This is a genomic window from Roseococcus microcysteis (assembly GCF_014764365.1).
GTDB lineage: Bacteria > Pseudomonadota > Alphaproteobacteria > Acetobacterales > Acetobacteraceae > Roseococcus > Roseococcus microcysteis.
In genome coordinates this window covers 2,488,325-2,505,100 of record NZ_CP061718.1, presented here as the reverse complement: position 1 = coordinate 2,505,100, position 16,776 = coordinate 2,488,325, and the positions used below count along the sequence as shown (strand labels likewise).

Sequence of the window (16,776 nt, the reverse complement as noted above, 5' to 3'; positions counted from 1 at the left end):
CCTTGCCCACCCCGCCCACCCCCTCTAGAACCCCGCAAACTGAAGAGCAGCCCGGACCTTGGCCAGCATCGTCGATCCCAACGCCCCCAACCTCGCCCTCGCCGCGCAGGCGGCCATCCTGGCCCAGCCCGTGACGGAGGAGCGCCGGATGGCCGATGCCATCCGCGTCCTCGCCATGGATGCGGTGGAGAAGGCCAAGTCCGGCCACCCGGGCATGCCCATGGGCATGGCCGATGCCGCCACGGTGCTGTTCACGAAGTTCCTGAAATACGACGCGGCCGACCCGCGCTGGGCCGACCGGGACCGCTTCGTGCTCTCCGCCGGGCACGGGTCCATGCTGCTGTATTCACTGCTGCATTTGACCGGCCATGCGGGCATGGAGATGGAGGTGCTGCAGCGCTTCCGTCAGCTCCATTCCCCCGCCGCCGGCCACCCGGAATTCGGCGAACACCCGGCCATCGAGACCACCACCGGCCCCCTCGGCCAGGGTGTCTGCAACGCGGTGGGCATGGCGCTGGCCGAGCGGATGCTGGCCGCGCGCTTCGGCAAGTCCCTGGTGGACCACCGCACCTGGGCCATCTGCTCGGACGGTGACCTGCAGGAAGGCATCAGCCATGAGGCCCTGTCGCTGGCCGGGCATCTGGGCCTGTCCAAGCTGACCCTGCTGTGGGACGACAACCACATCTCCATTGACGGCGACACCGCGCTCTCCTTCAGCGAGGACGTGCTGAAGCGCTTCCAGGCCTATGGCTGGGCGGTGAAGCGGGTGGACGGGCATGACCACGCCCAACTGACGGCCGCCATGGCCGCGGCCACGCGCAGCAGCAAGCCCACCATCATCGCCTGCCGCACCATCATCGGCTTCGCCGCGCCCAAGAAGGCGGGCACGGCGGGCAGCCATGGCGCGCCGCTGGGCGGCGACGAGATCGCCACCGCCAAGTCGGCGCTGGGCTGGAATGCCGAGCCCTTCACCGTGCCCGAGGGCCTCAAGGCCCGCTGGGAGGAGGCCGGGCGCCGTTCCGCCGGCACCCGCCGCTCCTGGCTGAAACGCCTGGCCAAGCACCCCATGCGCGCGGATTTCGAGCGCGCCATGGCCGGCAAGCTGCCCGACAACTGGAACGAGGCGCTGACGGCGCTGCGCGCCCAGCACGCGGCGGAGAAGCCCAAGATCGCGACCCGCGTCGCCTCGCAGCGGGCGCTCGCGGCCCTGGTGCCCGCCATTCCGGAGATGGTCGGCGGCAGCGCGGACCTGACGGGTTCCAACAACACCGATGTGAAGGGCATCCCGGCCGTGCGCCCCGGCGATTTCGCCGGCCGCTACATCCATTGGGGCGTGCGCGAGCACGGCATGGCCTCCGCCATGAACGGCATGGCGCTGCATGGCGGCGTCATCCCCTATTCGGGCACCTTCCTGGTCTTCGCCGACTATCTGCGCCCCGCGCTGCGCCTGGCCGCGCTGATGCACCAGCGCGTCATCCATGTGCTGACGCATGACAGCATCGGCCTGGGCGAGGACGGCCCGACGCACCAGCCGGTAGAAACCCTGGCCTCGCTGCGCGCCATTCCCAACCTCTTCGTCTTCCGCCCGGCCGATGCCATGGAAACGGCCGAGTGCTGGGACATGGCCGTGCGCCGCGCCGATGGCCCCTCGGTGCTGGCGCTCTCCCGCCAGAACCTGCCCGCGCTGCGCGACGATGCCGGCGAGAACCGCTGCGCCCGCGGCGCCTATGTGCTGGCCGAGGCCGAGGGCGCGCGCGACGTGACGCTGATCGCCACCGGCAGCGAGGTGAGCCTCGCCATGGAGGCCCGCGCGCAACTGGCGGAGGCGGGCATCAAGGCCGCCGTGGTTTCGATGCCCTGCTGGGAACTCTTTGCCCTTCAGGACGTTGGTTATCAGGATTCCGTGCTGGGCACGGCGCCGCGCATCGGCATCGAGGCCGCGCTGTCCTTCGGCTGGGAACGCTGGCTGGGCCAGAACTCGGCCTTCGTGGGGATGACGGGCTTCGGCGCCTCGGCCCCGGCCGACCAACTCTACGCCCATTTCGGGATCACGCCGGCCGCGGTGGTCGCCGCGGCCCGCAAGCTGCTGTCGTAATTCGAGAGAGGGAGTGCATCGCATGCCGGTGAAGGTTGCCATCAACGGGTTCGGTCGTATCGGCCGCCTGGTCCTGCGCGCCATGGTCGAGAGCGGGCGGACGGATGTGGAATGCGTCGCCATCAACGACCTCGGCTCGGTCGAGGCCAATGCCCACCTGTTCAAGTATGACAGCGTGCATGGCCGCTTCGACGGCGAGGTGCATGTCGCGGGCGACAGCATCCTGATCAAGCGCAATGGCCGCACCTATGGCCCCATCAAGGTCTCCGCGCAGCGCGACCCGGCCGCCGTGCCCTTCCAGGGCGTGGACGTGGCGATGGAGTGCACCGGCATCTTCACCAGCAAGGCCAAGGCCGGCGCGCTGCTCCAGGCCGGCGCGCGCAAGGTGCTGATCTCGGCGCCGGGCGAGGATGCGGACGCGACCATCGTCTATGGCGTGAACCACAAGACGCTGACGAAGGACATGACCATCGTGTCCAACGCGTCCTGCACCACCAACTGCCTGGCGCCCATGGTGCATGTGCTGCACGAGAAGTTCGGCGTGCTGCGCGGCTACATGGTGACCATCCACGCCTATACCGGCGACCAGAACACGGTGGACACGCTGCACAAAGATCTGCGCCGGGCCCGCGCCGCCGCCGTCTCCATGATCCCGACCAGCACGGGCGCGGCCAAGGCCGTGGGCCTGGTGCTGCCGGAGCTGGCGGGCAAGCTGGACGGCACCGCCATCCGCGTGCCGACGCCGAACGTGTCCATGGTGTCGCTGGACGTGAACCTCTCCAAGTCCGGCGTGACGAAGGAGCAGGTGAACCAGGCCATGCACGAGGCCGCGATGGGCCCGCTCAAGGGCATCATGGCCTATGAGACGGAGCAGCTGGTCTCGGTGGACTTCAACACCAACCCGCACTCCTGCACCTTCGACGCCACCCAGACGCAGAGCCTGGACAATGGCGGCATGGTCCGCGTCATGGGCTGGTACGACAATGAGTGGGGCTTCTCGAACCGCATGAGCGACACGGCCGCCTTGTTCGGAAGTTTGTAAGCCCTCAGGCGCCGGGCGCGCGCTTCGCGCGCTTGGCTTACGCCGCGCGGCTGGTGCGCCGGCCGCGCGGTTGAGTGGGCGGCGCCGGCCGCGTTGCGGCCGGATCCTCTTGAGGCGCGCTTTTCTTCTTCGGTGGAGCTTTCCATGTCCTTCCGCACGCTTGATGCCCTCGACCCGCGCGGCAAGCGCATCCTGCTGCGCGCCGACCTGAACCTGCCGGTGAAGGATGGCCGCATCACCGACATGACGCGGATCGAGCGCCTCGCCCCAACCATCCGCGAACTGGCGGAGAAGGGCGGGCGGGTCATCATCTGCTCCCACTTCGACCGCCCCAAGGGCAAGCGCGTGCCCGAGATGTCGCTGAAGCCCATGCAGGCGGCGCTGGCCACCACGCTGGGCCGTGAGGTCGCTTTCGTGGACGACTGCATCGGCGCCGAGGCCGAGGCCGCCGCCCAGGCCCTCACCGATGGCGGCGTGCTGCTGCTGGAAAACACCCGCTACCATGCCGGCGAGGAGAAGAACGACCCGGCGCTGGCCGCCGGCCTCGCCAAGCTGGCCGATGCCTATGTGAACGACGCCTTCAGCGCCGCCCACCGCGCCCATGCCAGCACCGAGGGCGTGGCGAAGCTCATCCCCGCCTATGCCGGCCGCCTGATGCAGGCCGAGCTGGAGGCGCTGGATGCGGCCCTCGGCAACCCGCAGCGCCCTGTGCTCGCCATCGTGGGCGGCGCCAAGGTCAGCACCAAGCTCGATTTGCTGGGCAACCTGTCCAAGAAGGTGGACGTGCTGGTCATTGGTGGTGCGATGGCCAACACCTTCCTGGCCGCGCAGGGGCATGGCGTCGGCAAGTCGCTCCAGGAAGCCGAGATGCACGACACCGCCCGCGCCATCCTGGAACAGGCCAAGGCCGGCGGTTGCGAGATCATGCTGCCGCTCGACCTGGTGGTGGCCGAGGGCTTCGCCGCCCACTCCCCCAACCGCGTGGTCGGCCTGGACGATGTGCCCGCGGGCATGATGGCGCTGGATGTGGGCCCCGCCACCGTCGCGGCGGTGAAGGCCAAGCTCGCCACCGCGCGGACCCTCGTGTGGAACGGCCCCTTCGGCGCCTTCGAACTGGCGCCCTTCGACGCGGCGACGGTGGCGGTAGCGCAGGAAGCCGCGCGCCTGACCGAAGCCGGCACGCTGCGCAGCGTGGGCGGCGGCGGCGACACCGTCTCGGCGCTGCGCCACGCCGGCGTGGCCGAGCGGATGAGCTATGTCTCCGCCGCCGGCGGCGCCTTCTTGGAATGGCTGGAGGGCAAGACCCTGCCCGGCGTCGCGGCGCTCGAGACTCGTTAAGATTTTATCAACACTACAGCTATAAGTTGCTAGAAGGTTAACGCGTGGGCGCGGCAAGCTGCGCCCATGCGGATCAATCGCCTCATCGCCGGCCTTGGGGGCCATCAAACGCCCCGCCCGTTAACCGGATCTTCACGGCTTCGGTGGACAGTGGCGCGCATGATCACCACCAACTCCCTCGCGGCCTTCACCCAGGAGGTCGTTCGCAACCGCCCGGCGCTGGCCCCGCAGGGAACGCGACCGCCCGAAACCGCGGCCGCGGAGCGTGCCGCCCGGCCCGAGCCGGTGGCCGAGCGACGGCTGGAGGCCGTGCCGCCCCAGCCCGTGAAGCCGGGGCCGCGCGGCTCGCTGCTCGACCTCAAGGTCTGAGCGCGGCAATCTGCTCAGGCTTTGTGCCCGCTTTGTGGGCATATTCCATGCATGAGCGGAATTTCACCCTACTTGGGGTTCCGTTTGCTTGTTCCGTGGCCATTCCTCGTGCCTGATTGTTGCGTTGTAGCGACACATGCCCGGCGAAAGGCAAACTCCATGAGAAAGCTCCTTCTGGCCCTCTTCGCGGCCGGCGCCATCTCCGCCGCCGCGCCGGCGCAGGCCCAGATCCAGCTCGGCGAAACGGGGCTGACCGCCACGGTCACCGGCACCTTCGCCAGCGACTACCTCTTCCGTGGCCTGAGCCAGACGCGCTCGCGCATGGCCTACCAGGCCGGGGCCGAGATCGAACATTCCTCCGGCCTCTATGTCGGCACCTTCATCTCCAATGTCCGCTTCCTCGGCACCGATGCGCGGCAGGAGGTGGATGTCTATGGCGGCTACCGCTTCACCGCCTTCGAGACGAAGTTCGACATCGGCTTCATCGGCTATCTCTACCCGGGCTACACCGCGCCCGTGGGCGGCATTCCCCGGCTGGATTTCTGGGAAGGCTACATCATGGCCAAGCGTGAGATCGGTCCCGTGACCCTCTCCGCCGCCTTCCATGCCTCGCCGGATTTCTTCGGCACCTCGGGCCAGGCCTTCCATCTGCAGGGCGGTGTGGACTACGCCACCGGCATCTGGGACGTGACGGTGGCGGGCCGCGTCGGCCACCAGTGGATCGAACGCAACGCCGTCTTCGCCGCGCCCGACTACGCCTGGTGGTCCATCGGCCTCAGCCGGCCCTTCGTGATCCCCAATGTGGGAACGGTGACGGCGACGGTGGCCTACTACCAGTCCTCGATCTCCACGGGCCGCTGCTTCCCCACGGCCACGGGCGGGCAGGATGTCTGCGGCGCACGCGCCTATGGCAGCCTCTCCATGGCCTTCTGAGCCAGACGGCGCCGGCGGGCATTGACCCGGCGGCGCCCCATCCGCACCTTTGGGACCAGTCCGAAGGGAGCGACCCATGCCCAAGCTGATGCCGCAAGTCACCCTGGCGGCGCTTTTGCTCGCCAGCCCCGCCCTGGCGCAGGATCGCCCGCAGGCCATTCCCACCCGCGATGTCACCGTGACCTACCAGGCCCCCCAGGGCGCGGGCGAGGTCCGCATGTCCTGGCTGGCCGCCCGCGGGCTGATGCGGATGGACATGCCCGGCAACCAGGGCTGGATGGTGGTGGGGCCCGAGGGCGGCGGCGGCTTCGTCGTCATGCAGGCCCAGCGCATGATCATGGACCTGCCCCCCTCCCAGGAGGCCGAGGCGCGGCGCTTCGCCCCCGGCCCCAATGCCCGCTTCACGCGCGAGGGCACGGACCGCGTGGCCAACACGCCCTGCACCATCTGGCGCGTGGTCGAGGGCAATGACAGCGCCCGCGTCTGCCTCACCGCCGATGGCGTGACGCTGCGCGCCGAGGCCGTGAACCAGCCCAATTCGCAGATGGTGGCCACCGCCATCGCCTATGGCGCGCAGGACCCGGCGCGTTTCCAGCGGCCGCAGGGCTACCAGAGCTTCCAGCTTCCCCCGGGCATGGCCGAGCGCATGCCGCGCGGAACGGCGCTGCCGCCACCCGGCATGCCCCCCCGGCAGTAACACGCCGTAGCGCGGGCCCCTCTTTCCCCGGGGCCTTCGCGCGCCCACAACAGGGATATGCAACGCCGCACCCTGCTGACCGGCCTGGCCCTCGCGCCAGGCCTCGCCGCCCCCGCCATCGCCCCCGCCCTGGCCCAGGCGCCCGACCGTGCGGCCATCGCCGAGGTCGAGCGCTATTTCAACGGCCTGACCACGCTGCGGGCGCGCTTCCTCCAGATCGGCCAGCATGGCGGTTCGGCCGAGGGCACGGCCATGATCTGGCGGCCCGGCCGCATGCGCTTCGAATATGACCCGCCCGAGCCCACGCTGCTGATCGCGGCCGACGGGCAATTCTTCCATTGGGACAAGGAATTGCGGCAGGCCTCCATCGTGCCGCTCTCGGCCACGCCGCTGGGGCTGCTGTTGCGGAACCCGCTGCGCCTCGCGGGCGACATCACGGTGGAGGCGGTGGAGCGCGGCGCCGGCGTGGTGCGCGTCACCCTGCATCGCACCGACCGCGCGGCGGAGGGCCGCATGCAGCTCGTCCTCGACGAGGCGCCGATGGCGCTGCGGCAATGGGCGGTCCAGGACCCCCAGGGCCGTGTCACCCGCGTGACCCTGACCGATGTGCGGCTGGGCGAACGCTTCGATCCGTTCCAGTTTGCCTTCAACGACCCCCGATTCCGCGAAGAACTTGAGCAGAGGCGCTGAAAAATTGCGTCCGGCGCGGCCCCATGCCTTGAAACCGCCGCGTGGGCGCGGTTTTCTCTCCTGATGCGAGCATTGGTCGGCATCTCCTGCTGCGTGAAGGCCTTCGGCATCTTCAACACGCCGAACCACGCGGCCTCGGACAGCTATGTGCGCGTGGTGCTGGGCCCGGTGGGCGGCGTGCCGGTGCTGGTCCCGGCCGGCGGCGAGGGGCTGGTGGCCGATATCCTGCCGCGACTCGACGGCCTGATCCTGACCGGCAGTCGCTCCAACGTCTGGCCCGGCCATTATGATGGCCCGCCCCACGCCGAAGGCACGCCCGAGGACCAGGAGCGTGATGCCACCACACTTCCGCTCATCCGCGGCGCCATCCAGGCGGGCGTGCCGCTGCTGGCCATCTGCCGGGGCATGCAGGAGCTGAACGTGGCGCTCGGCGGCAGCCTGGACCAGCGCATCCAGGACCTGCCGCGCCGGATGGACCATTCGACGCCGAGCGACCAGCCCATCCCCCTCGTCCGCACGGGCAAGGCCCATGCGGTGCGCCTCGCCCCCGGCATGCTGCTGGCGGAACTGGCGGGGCGTGAGGAGGTTCCGGTGAACTCGCTGCACAACCAGGGGGTTCAACGCCTGGCGCCGCGGCTGGAGGCGGTGGGCTGGGCGCCCGATGGCACGGTCGAGGCCGTGCGTGTCCGCGAAGCGCGGAATTTCGCCTGGGGTGTGCAGTGGCACCCTGAATATGACTGGGAACGCGACGAATTCAGCCGCGCCATCTTCACGTCCTTCGGCGCCGCCTGTGCCGAAAGAGCGGCGGCACGCTTCGTTTTGCAGGCGGCAGAATAGGATTGAGCAGGGCTACAGGTGGAAACCTGTTGGCTTCGTCCCAGCATGGTGCTAAGTTTTCTTAACTGGCGGGGCAACCTGCTGGTGGACGCGCCGGTTTCCCCTACCGGCTCGCCCGACCACTCCGATCGGTAGTGTACTGCACGGGCGCCCGACCACCCCCCTGGTCGGGCGCTTTTGCGTTCCGGGCATGTCGCCGGGGCTTTCGGCGCCGCGCCGCAGAGTTGCGTGCAAAACTTCTCATTTCGCTCGAAGTCGGGTCAAGCCGGAAAGATTGCCGCGCGCCCAGCCTGATGATGATTTTCGGGCAAGCTGTGACCGAAGACAGCGCGAATCCGTGCCCGGCCCGGTTTCTGACCGCGGCAAACCGCTCTAGACCAAAGGCGCAACGCCCCACCGCCATGTCCGGGAGCCCCCGTCTTGCCGCAATATGTCCTCACCCCGCCCGCCATCGCCGCCATCCCCGTCCAGGGCAGCGACGCCATGTTCCCGGTGCGCCGCATCTTCTGCGTGGGCCGCAACTACGCCGAGCACGCCATCGAGATGGGCAGCGACCCGACGCGCGAGCCGCCCTTCTACTTCACCAAGCCCGCCGACGCCGTGGTGATCAACGGCGCCGACATGCCCTACCCCTCCATGACCAAGTCCCTGCACCACGAGATGGAACTGGTGGTCGCCATCGGCACGGGCGGGTCCAACATCGCCGTGGCCGATGCGCTGAAGCATGTGTGGGGCTATTGCGCCGGCCTCGACATGACCCGGCGTGACCTCCAGAACGAGGCCAAGAAGACCGGCCGCCCCTGGGACATGGGCAAGGGCTTCGACCACTCCGCCCCCATGGGCGCCCTGATGCCCGCCGGCAGCTTCGACCCCTCCAAGGGCAAGATCGAGCTGAAGGTGAATGGCAAGCAGCGCCAGGTGAGCGACCTGTCCAAGCTGATCTGGTCCGTGCCGGAGGTGATCGCGAACCTCTCCGAGCTCGTGGCGCTCGCCCCCGGCGACCTCATCATGACCGGCACGCCCGAGAATGTGGCGGCGGTGGAGCGCGGCGACCTGCTGGAAGGCTATGTCGAGGGCGTGGGCGAGGTCCGCACCCGCCTGGTCTGACGCGCATGGTTGCGGATTGACCCCGCACCGTGCCAGGGAGGCGCCGTGCCTGACGACGCCCCCCTCCCCGAGGGCAGCCCCTGGACCACGCTCGGCTCCCGCACGCTGCTCGATGACCGATGGATCCGCCTGCGGGCGGACCATCTCCGCACCGCCACCGGGCATGAGATCTCGCCCTGGTATGTGCTGGACTATCCCGACTGGTGCGCCGTGGTGCCGCTGACGGCGGATGGCCAGGTGGTGATGGTCCGGCAATGGCGCCACGCGGCCCAGTGCTGGAGCCTGGAACTGCCCGGCGGCGTCATGGACGCGACCGATGCGGACCCCATCGCCGCCGGAAAGCGCGAATTGCTGGAGGAGACGGGCTTTGGCGGCGGCGAATGGCGGTGGCTGTTCGCCGGGCCGCCCAACCCCGCCATCCAGACCAACCGGCTGCATGTGGTGCTGGCCACCGGGCTGCACGCCGTGGCCGCGCCCATCCCGGAACCCGGCGAGACCATCCGTGTGGAACTGCACGACCCCGCCAGCCTGCTGGCCGTCCTGCCGCGCGGCGCAATGGGCCAGGCCATGCATGTCGGCGCGTTGATCCTGGGCCTGCAGGCGGCGGGCTGGCTCCGCTGCGAGGTCACTCCGCCCGGATCGTGAAGCGCAGCACCCGTGCCGCGCGGTCATTCAGCGGCGCGGGCAGCAGGGCCAGCAGCCGCAGCAGCCAGCCCAGGGGGGCCGGGATGATGGCGCGCCCCCGGCCACGGCGGATGGCGCGGGCGATGCGCGCGGCCATGGCCTCCAGCGGCAGTTTGCCGGGATGGGCGCCCTGGAAACGGTCGCTCATCTCGCTCGCGAAGAAGCCCGGCGCCACGCAGGTGACGCCCACGCCGAGCGGCGCAAGCCGCGCCCGCAGCGCCTCGCCATAGGCCCAGAGCCCGGCCTTGGAGGCCGAATAGGCCGGGCTGTCCGGCAACCCCTGGAAGCCGGCCACCGAGCCGATCAGCACCACGCGCCCCGCCCGCCGCGCCACCAATCCGGGCAACAGCGGCTCCACCGTGTGGATGACGCCCATCAGGTTCACGCCCAGCACGCGCTCGGCGCTGGCCCAGCCCTCCAGCCCGCCATCCGGGGGCGTGCCGCCGGTCACGCCGGCATTGGCGATGACGAGGTTGAAGGGCTGCGCCGCGTCCCATTCGGCCAGCAGCGCCGCCAGGCGGGGCGCGTCGCGCACGTCGCAGAGGGCGGTGGCGACGGTGGCGCCGCGCGCCGTGCACTCCTCTGCCACCCGCGCCAGCGACGCGCCGTCCCGCGCCACCAGGCAGAGATGCGCGCCGGGTGCGGAAAATTCCCGTGCCAGCGCCGCGCCCAGCCCGCGCGAGGCGCCGGTGATGAGGATGTTCAGCGCTGCCAAAGCCCGAAATGCCGCACCTGACGCAGCAGCCATCCCTGCGGCCGCCACCACAGCCGGTCATAGAGGCGCCGCCCCGTGGGCAAGGGCGGCCATGCCTCGTGCTGACCCAAACGGTCCAGCAGGGTCTCGGGTGGGCAGGGCAGCCCGGTCACGGGGTCCGTGTAGCGGGGGTAGAGCAGCAGGGCGCCGGCCACCAGCGCATCGAGGCTGAGGGGGCGGCCACGGCGCGGCGGGGGCTTGCGGTCGGTGGTCAGCCCCCAGCCGGCATAGAAGGGCTGCCCATAGGTGGTGACGCGAAGGCCCCGCAGCAGCGCCTCGAAGCCGGCCAGGCTGGTGAGGGTATGCACCTCCTCCACCTGGGCGAAGAGGGTCGCGATGTCACCTTCGGGCAGGAAGACGTCGGCGAATGCCAGTGCCTCGCCCCGGGTGACGTAGCCGCGGCGATAGCCCGTCTGCACGTCGGGATGCGGGCGATAGACGATCCAGGCGGTGGGATTGGCGGCGCGCACCGCCTCCAGCAGTTCGAGGTTGCGGCGGATGCCGGCACCCCCCAGCCGGACGGAGGCGTCATCCTCCACCTGGCCCGGCACCAGGATGCGCGGGCGCCCGCCCGCCGCCTCCGGCACCCGCGGCCGCGGGCCGCCGCGCAGGTTGTACTTGGTCAGCCCGAGCGCCACGATGCGCGCGCGAAAGGCCCGCGCGCGTTCCAGCAGGTCCGGCGGGAAGTCGGTGTTGGTGAGGATGCGCTCCAGCAGGCTCTGCGCCCCCGGGTCGTAATGCGGCGCATAGGGGTCCACGCAGAGCGAGCCCGCGGTGACGAAGTTCACCCCCAGCCCGACCGAGCGCACGAAGCCATCCTCCACATGCAGCAGCGGCACGCCTGCCGCGGCGCAGCGGGCCGCGAAGCCGGGGGGCAGGCGGGTGGCCCAGGCGGCGATGGCGCCCTTGCGGGGATGGCGCAGCGCCAGCGTCAGCGCCGCCTCGGCCGAGGCGGCGAAGGGCGGCGCGCCCGCCGGCCCCGTGAAGGCCTCGCGCATGGCGCTCTGCTTCCAGCGGTCCATCCCGACCAGCGCCGCCACCTGCGCGTTCTCGGCCGCGCGGTCGTACCAGAGTTCGCGCAGCAGTTCGGCGCCGCCCGGCGGAAGGGGGCGGTCCGAGAAGGGATCGGTCCAGCCGCCCTCGGGGTGTGGCCGCAGCGCGGCCCGCCATGCCTCCGGCATTTCGGTCAGGGCGGAGACGGGCTGCAGCATGCGGCGGGGCCTGCCTTTCAGCATTTGCGGAGGGCGCTGCGCCGATATATGACTTCGGACCGACGCTCGGCCAGCCCGACCGCGTTCCTTTCATAAGGAAAGTACCGTTGCGGACCTCCGTTCTTCCCCTGCTGCTCGTCGCGGGCCTTCTTTCCGGTTGTGGAACCAGCGCGGCCCGTTTCCTGCCGCTGGACTTCAGTGGGTCCCAGGCAGGCAACCCGGCGGTGGGGCCTGGTGCCGTCGCCGCGGTGGCGCAGCCCGAGGACCCGTTGTCCCTTTTCGCCGCTTCGGCCCGCCCGGGGCAGCCCGGCACGGTGCAGGGCCAGCCGGCCCGGCTCGTGCGGGTCTACAATGCGGCCAGCGGGCGTGAGTGCCGCGAAGTCCTGCTGGGGTCCGGCACCACGGAGCGCACGGCGGTCGTCTGCCGCACGCCGGAGGGCGGCTTCGTGGCCGCGCGCCCGCTGCTGCGGGGGAGCGCGCGCTAGGTGGCATTGCAGCCCACCATCGTCGAGGATCGCAGTTTCGGCCGTGCCCTGAAGGTGCAGCTGGGCGTGCTGGGCGCCTTGATGATGCGTGACCTGCACACCCGCTATGGGCGGCGCAATGTCGGCTTCATCTGGCTTTTCGTGGAGCCGGCCTTGCTGGGCGTGTTCGTGGCCGTCATGCGCGTGCTGCGGGAGCGTATTGTGCCCGGTGGGCTGAACATCATCGGCTTCGCCGTCATCGGCTACGTGGTCTTCTACGCGTTCCGCAGCATCGTGAGCCGGGCGCCCTCCGCGGCCGAGCAGAACGAACCCCTTCTCTGGCACGCCCGCGTCACCCTCGAGGATGTGATGATCGCGCGGACCCTGCTCGAGACGGGTGCGGTGACGATGGCGACCATCGTCTTCCTCATCGGCATCGGCATCTACTTCGACGATTGGCCGACCAGCTGGGTGCAGATGGGCATCGGCATCATCATGATGGCGCTGCTGGGGCATGGCGTGGCGCTGATCGTGCTCGCGCTGACCCAGTTCGGCGTGTCGGTGGTGGAGCGCATCGTCCACCCGCTGCTCTACATCTCCATCGTCTTCACCGGCGTGTTCTACATGGTCTGGTGGATGCCCTACCAGTTCCAGCAAATCACGCTGCTGCTGCCGATCATCCACGTCTTCGAGTTCATCCGGGAGGGACAGTTCGGGCCCGGGCAACCCTATCACTATGATCTGGGCTATGTCTGGATCTGGATCATCGTGCTCAACGTGTATGGCGGCTTCGCCCTGCGCCGCGCCAAGCCGCATCTCGAGGTGTGAGGGCCTGCCGTGTTGAGGCTCACCTCCGTCCGCAAGACCTTTGTCGATAACGGCCTGGTGCGGGAAGTGCTGCGCGGGGTGAACGCCACCTTCCATGTGGGCGACACGGTGGGCATCCTGGGGCGCAACGGCGCGGGCAAGTCCACGCTGATGCGGATCCTGGCCGGGGTGGAGAAGCCGAGCTCGGGGCTGATCGAGCGGCACATGTCCGTCTCCTGGCCGCTGGGTTATTCGGGGGGCGTGCATCCCTCCCTGACCGGGGCGGACAATGCCCGCTTCATTGCCCGCATCTATGGCCGGCCCACGGGGTGGACCGTGGATTTCGTGCGCGACTTCGCCGAGCTGGACGAGGAGATCCATGCCCCGGTGCGGACATATTCCTCCGGCATGCGGTCGCGTCTCAGTTTCGCGCTGTCGCTCGCGGTGGATTTCGACTGCTATCTGCTGGATGAGATCACCTCCGCCGGCGATGCGCGGTTCAACGCGAAATGCCAACAGGCGCTGCTGTCACGCCGACGCCGCAGCGCCTTGATTTTGGTGTCGCACAATGCCGATACGGTACGGACTTTCTGCCGCTATGCGGCGGTATTGAACGGGGGTAGGTTGTACTTCCATGAAAATATGGACGAAGCTTTCCGCGTCTACGAACAACTCTAGCGCGGGCGGCTCCGGTTCTGGCAGCCCCCGTTCGGCCAGTTCTGGCATGGGCACGGCTGACGCGCGGACGGGGGGTGCGGGGCCGCACCGCATCCCGCTGAAAGGCCTGCGCGCGCAGCCCGCGATGAGCGGCGCGGCGGGGCGTTTGTCCCGTGGCCGCCCGCCGGGCATCGACCTGGGTTTCCCGGCCGGCACCATGGCCGCCGACACGCCCCGCCGTCGCCTGGGCGCGATATTGCGGCAATATCCCTACACCTTCGCCGTGATCCTGCCGACGCTGTTGGCGGCGCTGTACTTGTTCTTCTACGCGACTCCACAATACATCTCGGAGGCCCGCTTCCAGATCAAGACCCAGTCCAGCATGACCGGGACGCTGGGTATGGACATGCTCAGCGGCCGCGCCGGCATCGGGTCGAGCGAGAGTGAGAATGCCGTGCGCGACCATCTGCTCTCGCACGACGCGCTGCGCGCCGTGCGGGAGCGGATGGACCTGGTCGCGGTGTTCCGCCCCCCGCAGGCGGATATCTATTCGCGCCTGTGGTGGTCCAACCCCACGGCCGAGCGTCTGCTCGACCATTTCCGCCACCAGGTGCGCGTGGTTCCCGACGCCTATACGGGCATCGTCACCCTGACCGCGCGGACCTATTCCCCCGGCGAAAGCCAGGCATTGGCCAACAACCTGCTCGAGATCGGGGAGCAGTGGGTCACGCGGGTCAATCAGCGCATGCTGGACGAGACGCTGCGCGCCTCGCGCGAGGTGGTCGAGCGTGCCGAGCGCCGGGTGACCGAGGTCGCCGCGGCCGTGACGCAGTTCCGCCAGCGTGAACTGGCGCTCAACCCGACGCGCTCGGCCGAAATGGCGGTGGGCACCATCGGCGGGCTGGAGAGCGAAGCCACCCGCCTGCGCTCCGAACTCCAGCAGGCGCAGGCCTTCACGCGGCCCGACGCCCCGCTGGTCCAGAACCTGCGCAGCCGCATCGCCGCCATCGAGACCCAGATCCGGGAGGAGCGCGCGCGGCTGTCCAATGCCGACCAGGGCGTGACCCAGCAGGTGGCGGGCTTCGAGCGCCTGGTGCTGGAGCAGGACCTGGCCAATCGCGGCCTGGCCGCCGCCATGGCCGGGCTGGAGACCGCCACGGCCAACGCGCAGCGCCAGCAGATCTTCCTCCAGCGGGTGGTGGAGCCGAACTACGCCGAGCGCTCGCTCTATCCGAAGCCCGTGCTGTTCACCGGCTATGTTTTCGCCGGGCTCTCGCTGGTCTATGGGCTATTGTGGCTGTTGGTTGCCGGGGTGAGAGAACATGCGTCTTGAGTGGAACTTCCTGGGGGCGCTCGCCGCCTGCCTGTTCACGGCCTCGGGCGCCTTCGCCCAGGCGGGGATGACGCCCCAGCAGGCGGCGCAGCTGCGCGCGCTGCAGGGGCAGGCGGCAGCGCCGGGCGGCGGCGCCGCGGTGCAGGGGCTCATGCTCGGCGCGCAGCCAGGCGCCACGGGCACGGCCCGCGCCGGCACGGAGACCGAGGCCGAGGCGGGGGCCGGCATCACATTGCCGCTGGGCGAGGGCATGCGGCCCGCGGGGCTGCCCATGGCCGTCTTCGGCGCGGCGCTGTTCACGGGGACCGCCACCTCGACCTCCGATGCGCCCAACCCGAACTATGTCCTCGCCATCGGCGACCGGCTGAACGTGCGCGTCTGGGGCGCGGTGGAGGCCGAGGTCTCTGGCATCGTGGACCCCGAGGGCAATTTCTTCCTGCCCAATATCGGCCCCGTGCGGGTGGCCGGCACCCGCGCCGGTGACCTGCAGTCCACCATCGAGAACGAGCTTCGCCGCACCTACACCCAGCAGGTGCAGGTCTATGCGGTGCTGGTCTCGGCGCAGCGCATCGGCGTCTTCGTCACGGGCTTCGTCCGCACGCCGGGCCGGTTCAGCGGCTCCGCGGCCGACAGCGTGCTGGAATTCCTGGTGCGCGCCGGCGGGGTGGACCCCACGCGCGGCAGCTACCGCGACATCACCATCATGCGCGGTGGCCGCAACGTGGCGACGGTGGACCTCTACCGCTTCCTGATCGACGGCCGCCTGCCCACGCTGCGCATGCAGGATGGCGACACGGTGCTGGTGGGCCGGCAGCGCGCCCTGGTGGGCGCCACCGGCGCGGTGCGCAACAACTTCCTCTTCGAGGTGCCCGGCCGGGTGATGTCGGGGCGTGAGCTCACGGAATATTCGCGCCCGCTGCCCGCCGCCACCAATGCCGTGATCCAGGGCAGCCGCGATGGCCGCCCCTTCTCGCGCTATGTCAGCCTCAATGACTTCCAGCGCGTGACCCTGACGGACCAGGACACCGTCACCTTCATCACCGACAGCCCCGCCCAGACCATCCGCGTGACGGTCGAGGGCAGCCGCATCGGCCCCTCCGTGCTGGTGGCCGACCGCGAGGCGACGCTGTGCCAGGCGCTGGACTACATCGCCGTGGACCCGACGCTGGCCGACACCGCCAGCGTCTTCCTGCTGCGGACCAGCGTGGCCAACCAGCAGCGCCGTGCCCTGAACGAGGCCGCCGATCGGCTGGAACGCCAGCTCTTCACCGCCATCTCCCAGACCGCGGGCGTGGCCGCCATCCGCAACACCGAGGCGCAGCTGGTCTCCACCTACCTCCAGCGCGCCCGCACCGCGACGCCCGACGGGCGCGTGGTGGTGATGGACAGCCAGGGCCGCTGCGGCGCGCTGCGGCTGGAGGAAGGCGATGTCATCGTCATTCCGGAGCGGAGCAACACCGTCTTCGTCTCGGGCGAGGTAGGGGCGCCGCGCTCCATCATCTGGCAGCCCAACCTGCGGGCGGAGGACTACATCGCGCAGGCGGGCGGCTTCAGCGAACGCGGCAGCGCGAGCAATCTGCTGATCCGCCGCCCCTCGGGCGAGCGGGTGGTGGACCTGCGGACGCCGCTGCGCCCGGGTGACGAGATCATCGCGCTGCCGCGGCTCGATCCGCGCTACCTGCAGCTGGGCATGGACCTGACGCAGATCGTGTTCCAGACGGCGCTGGCGGCGCGGGCCTTCCGGTAGAGGGCAACCGC

At 70.0% G+C, this 16,776-nt stretch carries 17 protein-coding genes; 15 read left to right on the top strand and 2 right to left on the bottom strand.

All coding sequences use genetic code 11. The annotated features are described in order from the left end of the window. The first annotated feature begins 148 nt into the window (after nucleotides 1-148). The 10 genes from tkt (at nucleotide 149) to ICW72_RS12070 (ending at nucleotide 9,753) form a co-directional block, all read left to right on the top strand. Nucleotides 149-2,095: a transketolase gene (tkt, locus tag ICW72_RS12115; RefSeq protein WP_223880973.1), complete on the top strand. Its 1,947-nt coding sequence runs from the start codon at nucleotides 149-151 to the stop codon at nucleotides 2,093-2,095. 22 nt (nucleotides 2,096-2,117) lie between these two features. Then, a complete protein-coding gene (gap, locus tag ICW72_RS12110) occupies nucleotides 2,118-3,137 on the top strand; it encodes a type I glyceraldehyde-3-phosphate dehydrogenase (RefSeq protein ID WP_191082938.1) in 1,020 nt (339 codons plus the stop codon). Nucleotides 3,138-3,281: 144 nt separating this feature from the next. Continuing rightward, nucleotides 3,282-4,475, top strand: a complete 1,194-nt coding sequence (locus ICW72_RS12105) for a phosphoglycerate kinase (RefSeq protein WP_191082937.1) — start codon at nucleotides 3,282-3,284, stop codon at nucleotides 4,473-4,475. Nucleotides 4,476-4,634: 159 nt separating this feature from the next. Then, nucleotides 4,635-4,844, top strand: a complete 210-nt coding sequence (locus ICW72_RS12100; RefSeq protein ID WP_184381814.1) for a hypothetical protein — start codon at nucleotides 4,635-4,637, stop codon at nucleotides 4,842-4,844. A 159-nt stretch (nucleotides 4,845-5,003) separates the two neighbouring features. Further along, on the top strand, nucleotides 5,004-5,777 hold the full coding sequence (locus tag ICW72_RS12095; RefSeq protein WP_191082936.1) for a TorF family putative porin: 774 nt from the start codon (nucleotides 5,004-5,006) through the stop codon (nucleotides 5,775-5,777). 76 nt (nucleotides 5,778-5,853) lie between these two features. Continuing rightward, on the top strand, nucleotides 5,854-6,474 hold the full coding sequence (locus ICW72_RS12090; RefSeq protein WP_191082935.1) for a hypothetical protein: 621 nt from the start codon (nucleotides 5,854-5,856) through the stop codon (nucleotides 6,472-6,474). A 57-nt stretch (nucleotides 6,475-6,531) separates the two neighbouring features. Further along, entirely contained in the window at nucleotides 6,532-7,164 is a 633-nt protein-coding gene (locus tag ICW72_RS12085) for a LolA family protein (RefSeq protein ID WP_191082934.1), read from the top strand. Between the two features lie 63 nt (nucleotides 7,165-7,227). Beyond that, nucleotides 7,228-8,001, top strand: coding sequence for a gamma-glutamyl-gamma-aminobutyrate hydrolase family protein (locus ICW72_RS12080; protein ID WP_191082933.1), 774 nt, complete (start codon nucleotides 7,228-7,230; stop codon nucleotides 7,999-8,001). A 420-nt stretch (nucleotides 8,002-8,421) separates the two neighbouring features. Continuing rightward, the gene (locus ICW72_RS12075; protein ID WP_184381809.1) at nucleotides 8,422-9,108 is read left to right on the top strand and encodes a fumarylacetoacetate hydrolase family protein; all 687 of its coding nucleotides are present in this window, start codon (nucleotides 8,422-8,424) and stop codon (nucleotides 9,106-9,108) included. A gap of 45 nt (nucleotides 9,109-9,153) precedes the next feature. Further along, nucleotides 9,154-9,753 (top strand): NUDIX hydrolase, encoded by a 600-nt coding sequence (locus ICW72_RS12070; protein WP_191082932.1) that lies wholly within the window; start codon nucleotides 9,154-9,156, stop codon nucleotides 9,751-9,753. Here the strand turns inward: ICW72_RS12070 and ICW72_RS12065 are convergent. Together ICW72_RS12065 and ICW72_RS12060 are read right to left on the bottom strand one after the other, a co-directional pair. Continuing rightward, on the bottom strand, nucleotides 9,734-10,507 hold the full coding sequence (locus tag ICW72_RS12065) for an SDR family NAD(P)-dependent oxidoreductase (RefSeq protein ID WP_223880558.1): 774 nt from the start codon (nucleotides 10,505-10,507) through the stop codon (nucleotides 9,734-9,736). The genes ICW72_RS12070 and ICW72_RS12065 overlap by 20 nt on opposite strands. Next, entirely contained in the window at nucleotides 10,495-11,757 is a 1,263-nt protein-coding gene (locus ICW72_RS12060; protein ID WP_191082930.1) for a capsular polysaccharide export protein, LipB/KpsS family, read from the bottom strand. The genes ICW72_RS12065 and ICW72_RS12060 overlap by 13 nt, the downstream gene beginning before the upstream one ends. A gap of 107 nt (nucleotides 11,758-11,864) precedes the next feature. On the opposite strand from ICW72_RS12060, the gene ICW72_RS12055 reads away from it, so the two are divergent. From ICW72_RS12055 to ICW72_RS12035, 5 genes are read left to right on the top strand one after another with little or no spacing between them, the layout of a single operon-like run. Then, nucleotides 11,865-12,242 carry a DVU3141 family protein gene (locus ICW72_RS12055; RefSeq protein ID WP_191082929.1) on the top strand — a complete coding sequence of 126 codons (378 nt, stop codon included), beginning with the start codon at nucleotides 11,865-11,867 and terminating at the stop codon, nucleotides 12,240-12,242. Beyond that, the gene (locus ICW72_RS12050; protein ID WP_191082928.1) at nucleotides 12,243-13,049 is read left to right on the top strand and encodes an ABC transporter permease; all 807 of its coding nucleotides are present in this window, start codon (nucleotides 12,243-12,245) and stop codon (nucleotides 13,047-13,049) included. A 9-nt stretch (nucleotides 13,050-13,058) separates the two neighbouring features. Beyond that, the gene (locus ICW72_RS12045; protein ID WP_191082927.1) at nucleotides 13,059-13,706 is read left to right on the top strand and encodes an ABC transporter ATP-binding protein; all 648 of its coding nucleotides are present in this window, start codon (nucleotides 13,059-13,061) and stop codon (nucleotides 13,704-13,706) included. Nucleotides 13,707-13,752: 46 nt separating this feature from the next. After that, complete coding sequence (locus ICW72_RS12040; protein ID WP_191082926.1) at nucleotides 13,753-15,018, top strand: capsule biosynthesis protein; 1,266 nt, start codon at nucleotides 13,753-13,755, stop codon at nucleotides 15,016-15,018. After that, nucleotides 15,008-16,765 (top strand): polysaccharide biosynthesis/export family protein, encoded by a 1,758-nt coding sequence (locus ICW72_RS12035; RefSeq protein WP_191082925.1) that lies wholly within the window; start codon nucleotides 15,008-15,010, stop codon nucleotides 16,763-16,765. The genes ICW72_RS12040 and ICW72_RS12035 overlap by 11 nt, the downstream gene beginning before the upstream one ends. Nucleotides 16,766-16,776: the final 11 nt, after the last annotated feature.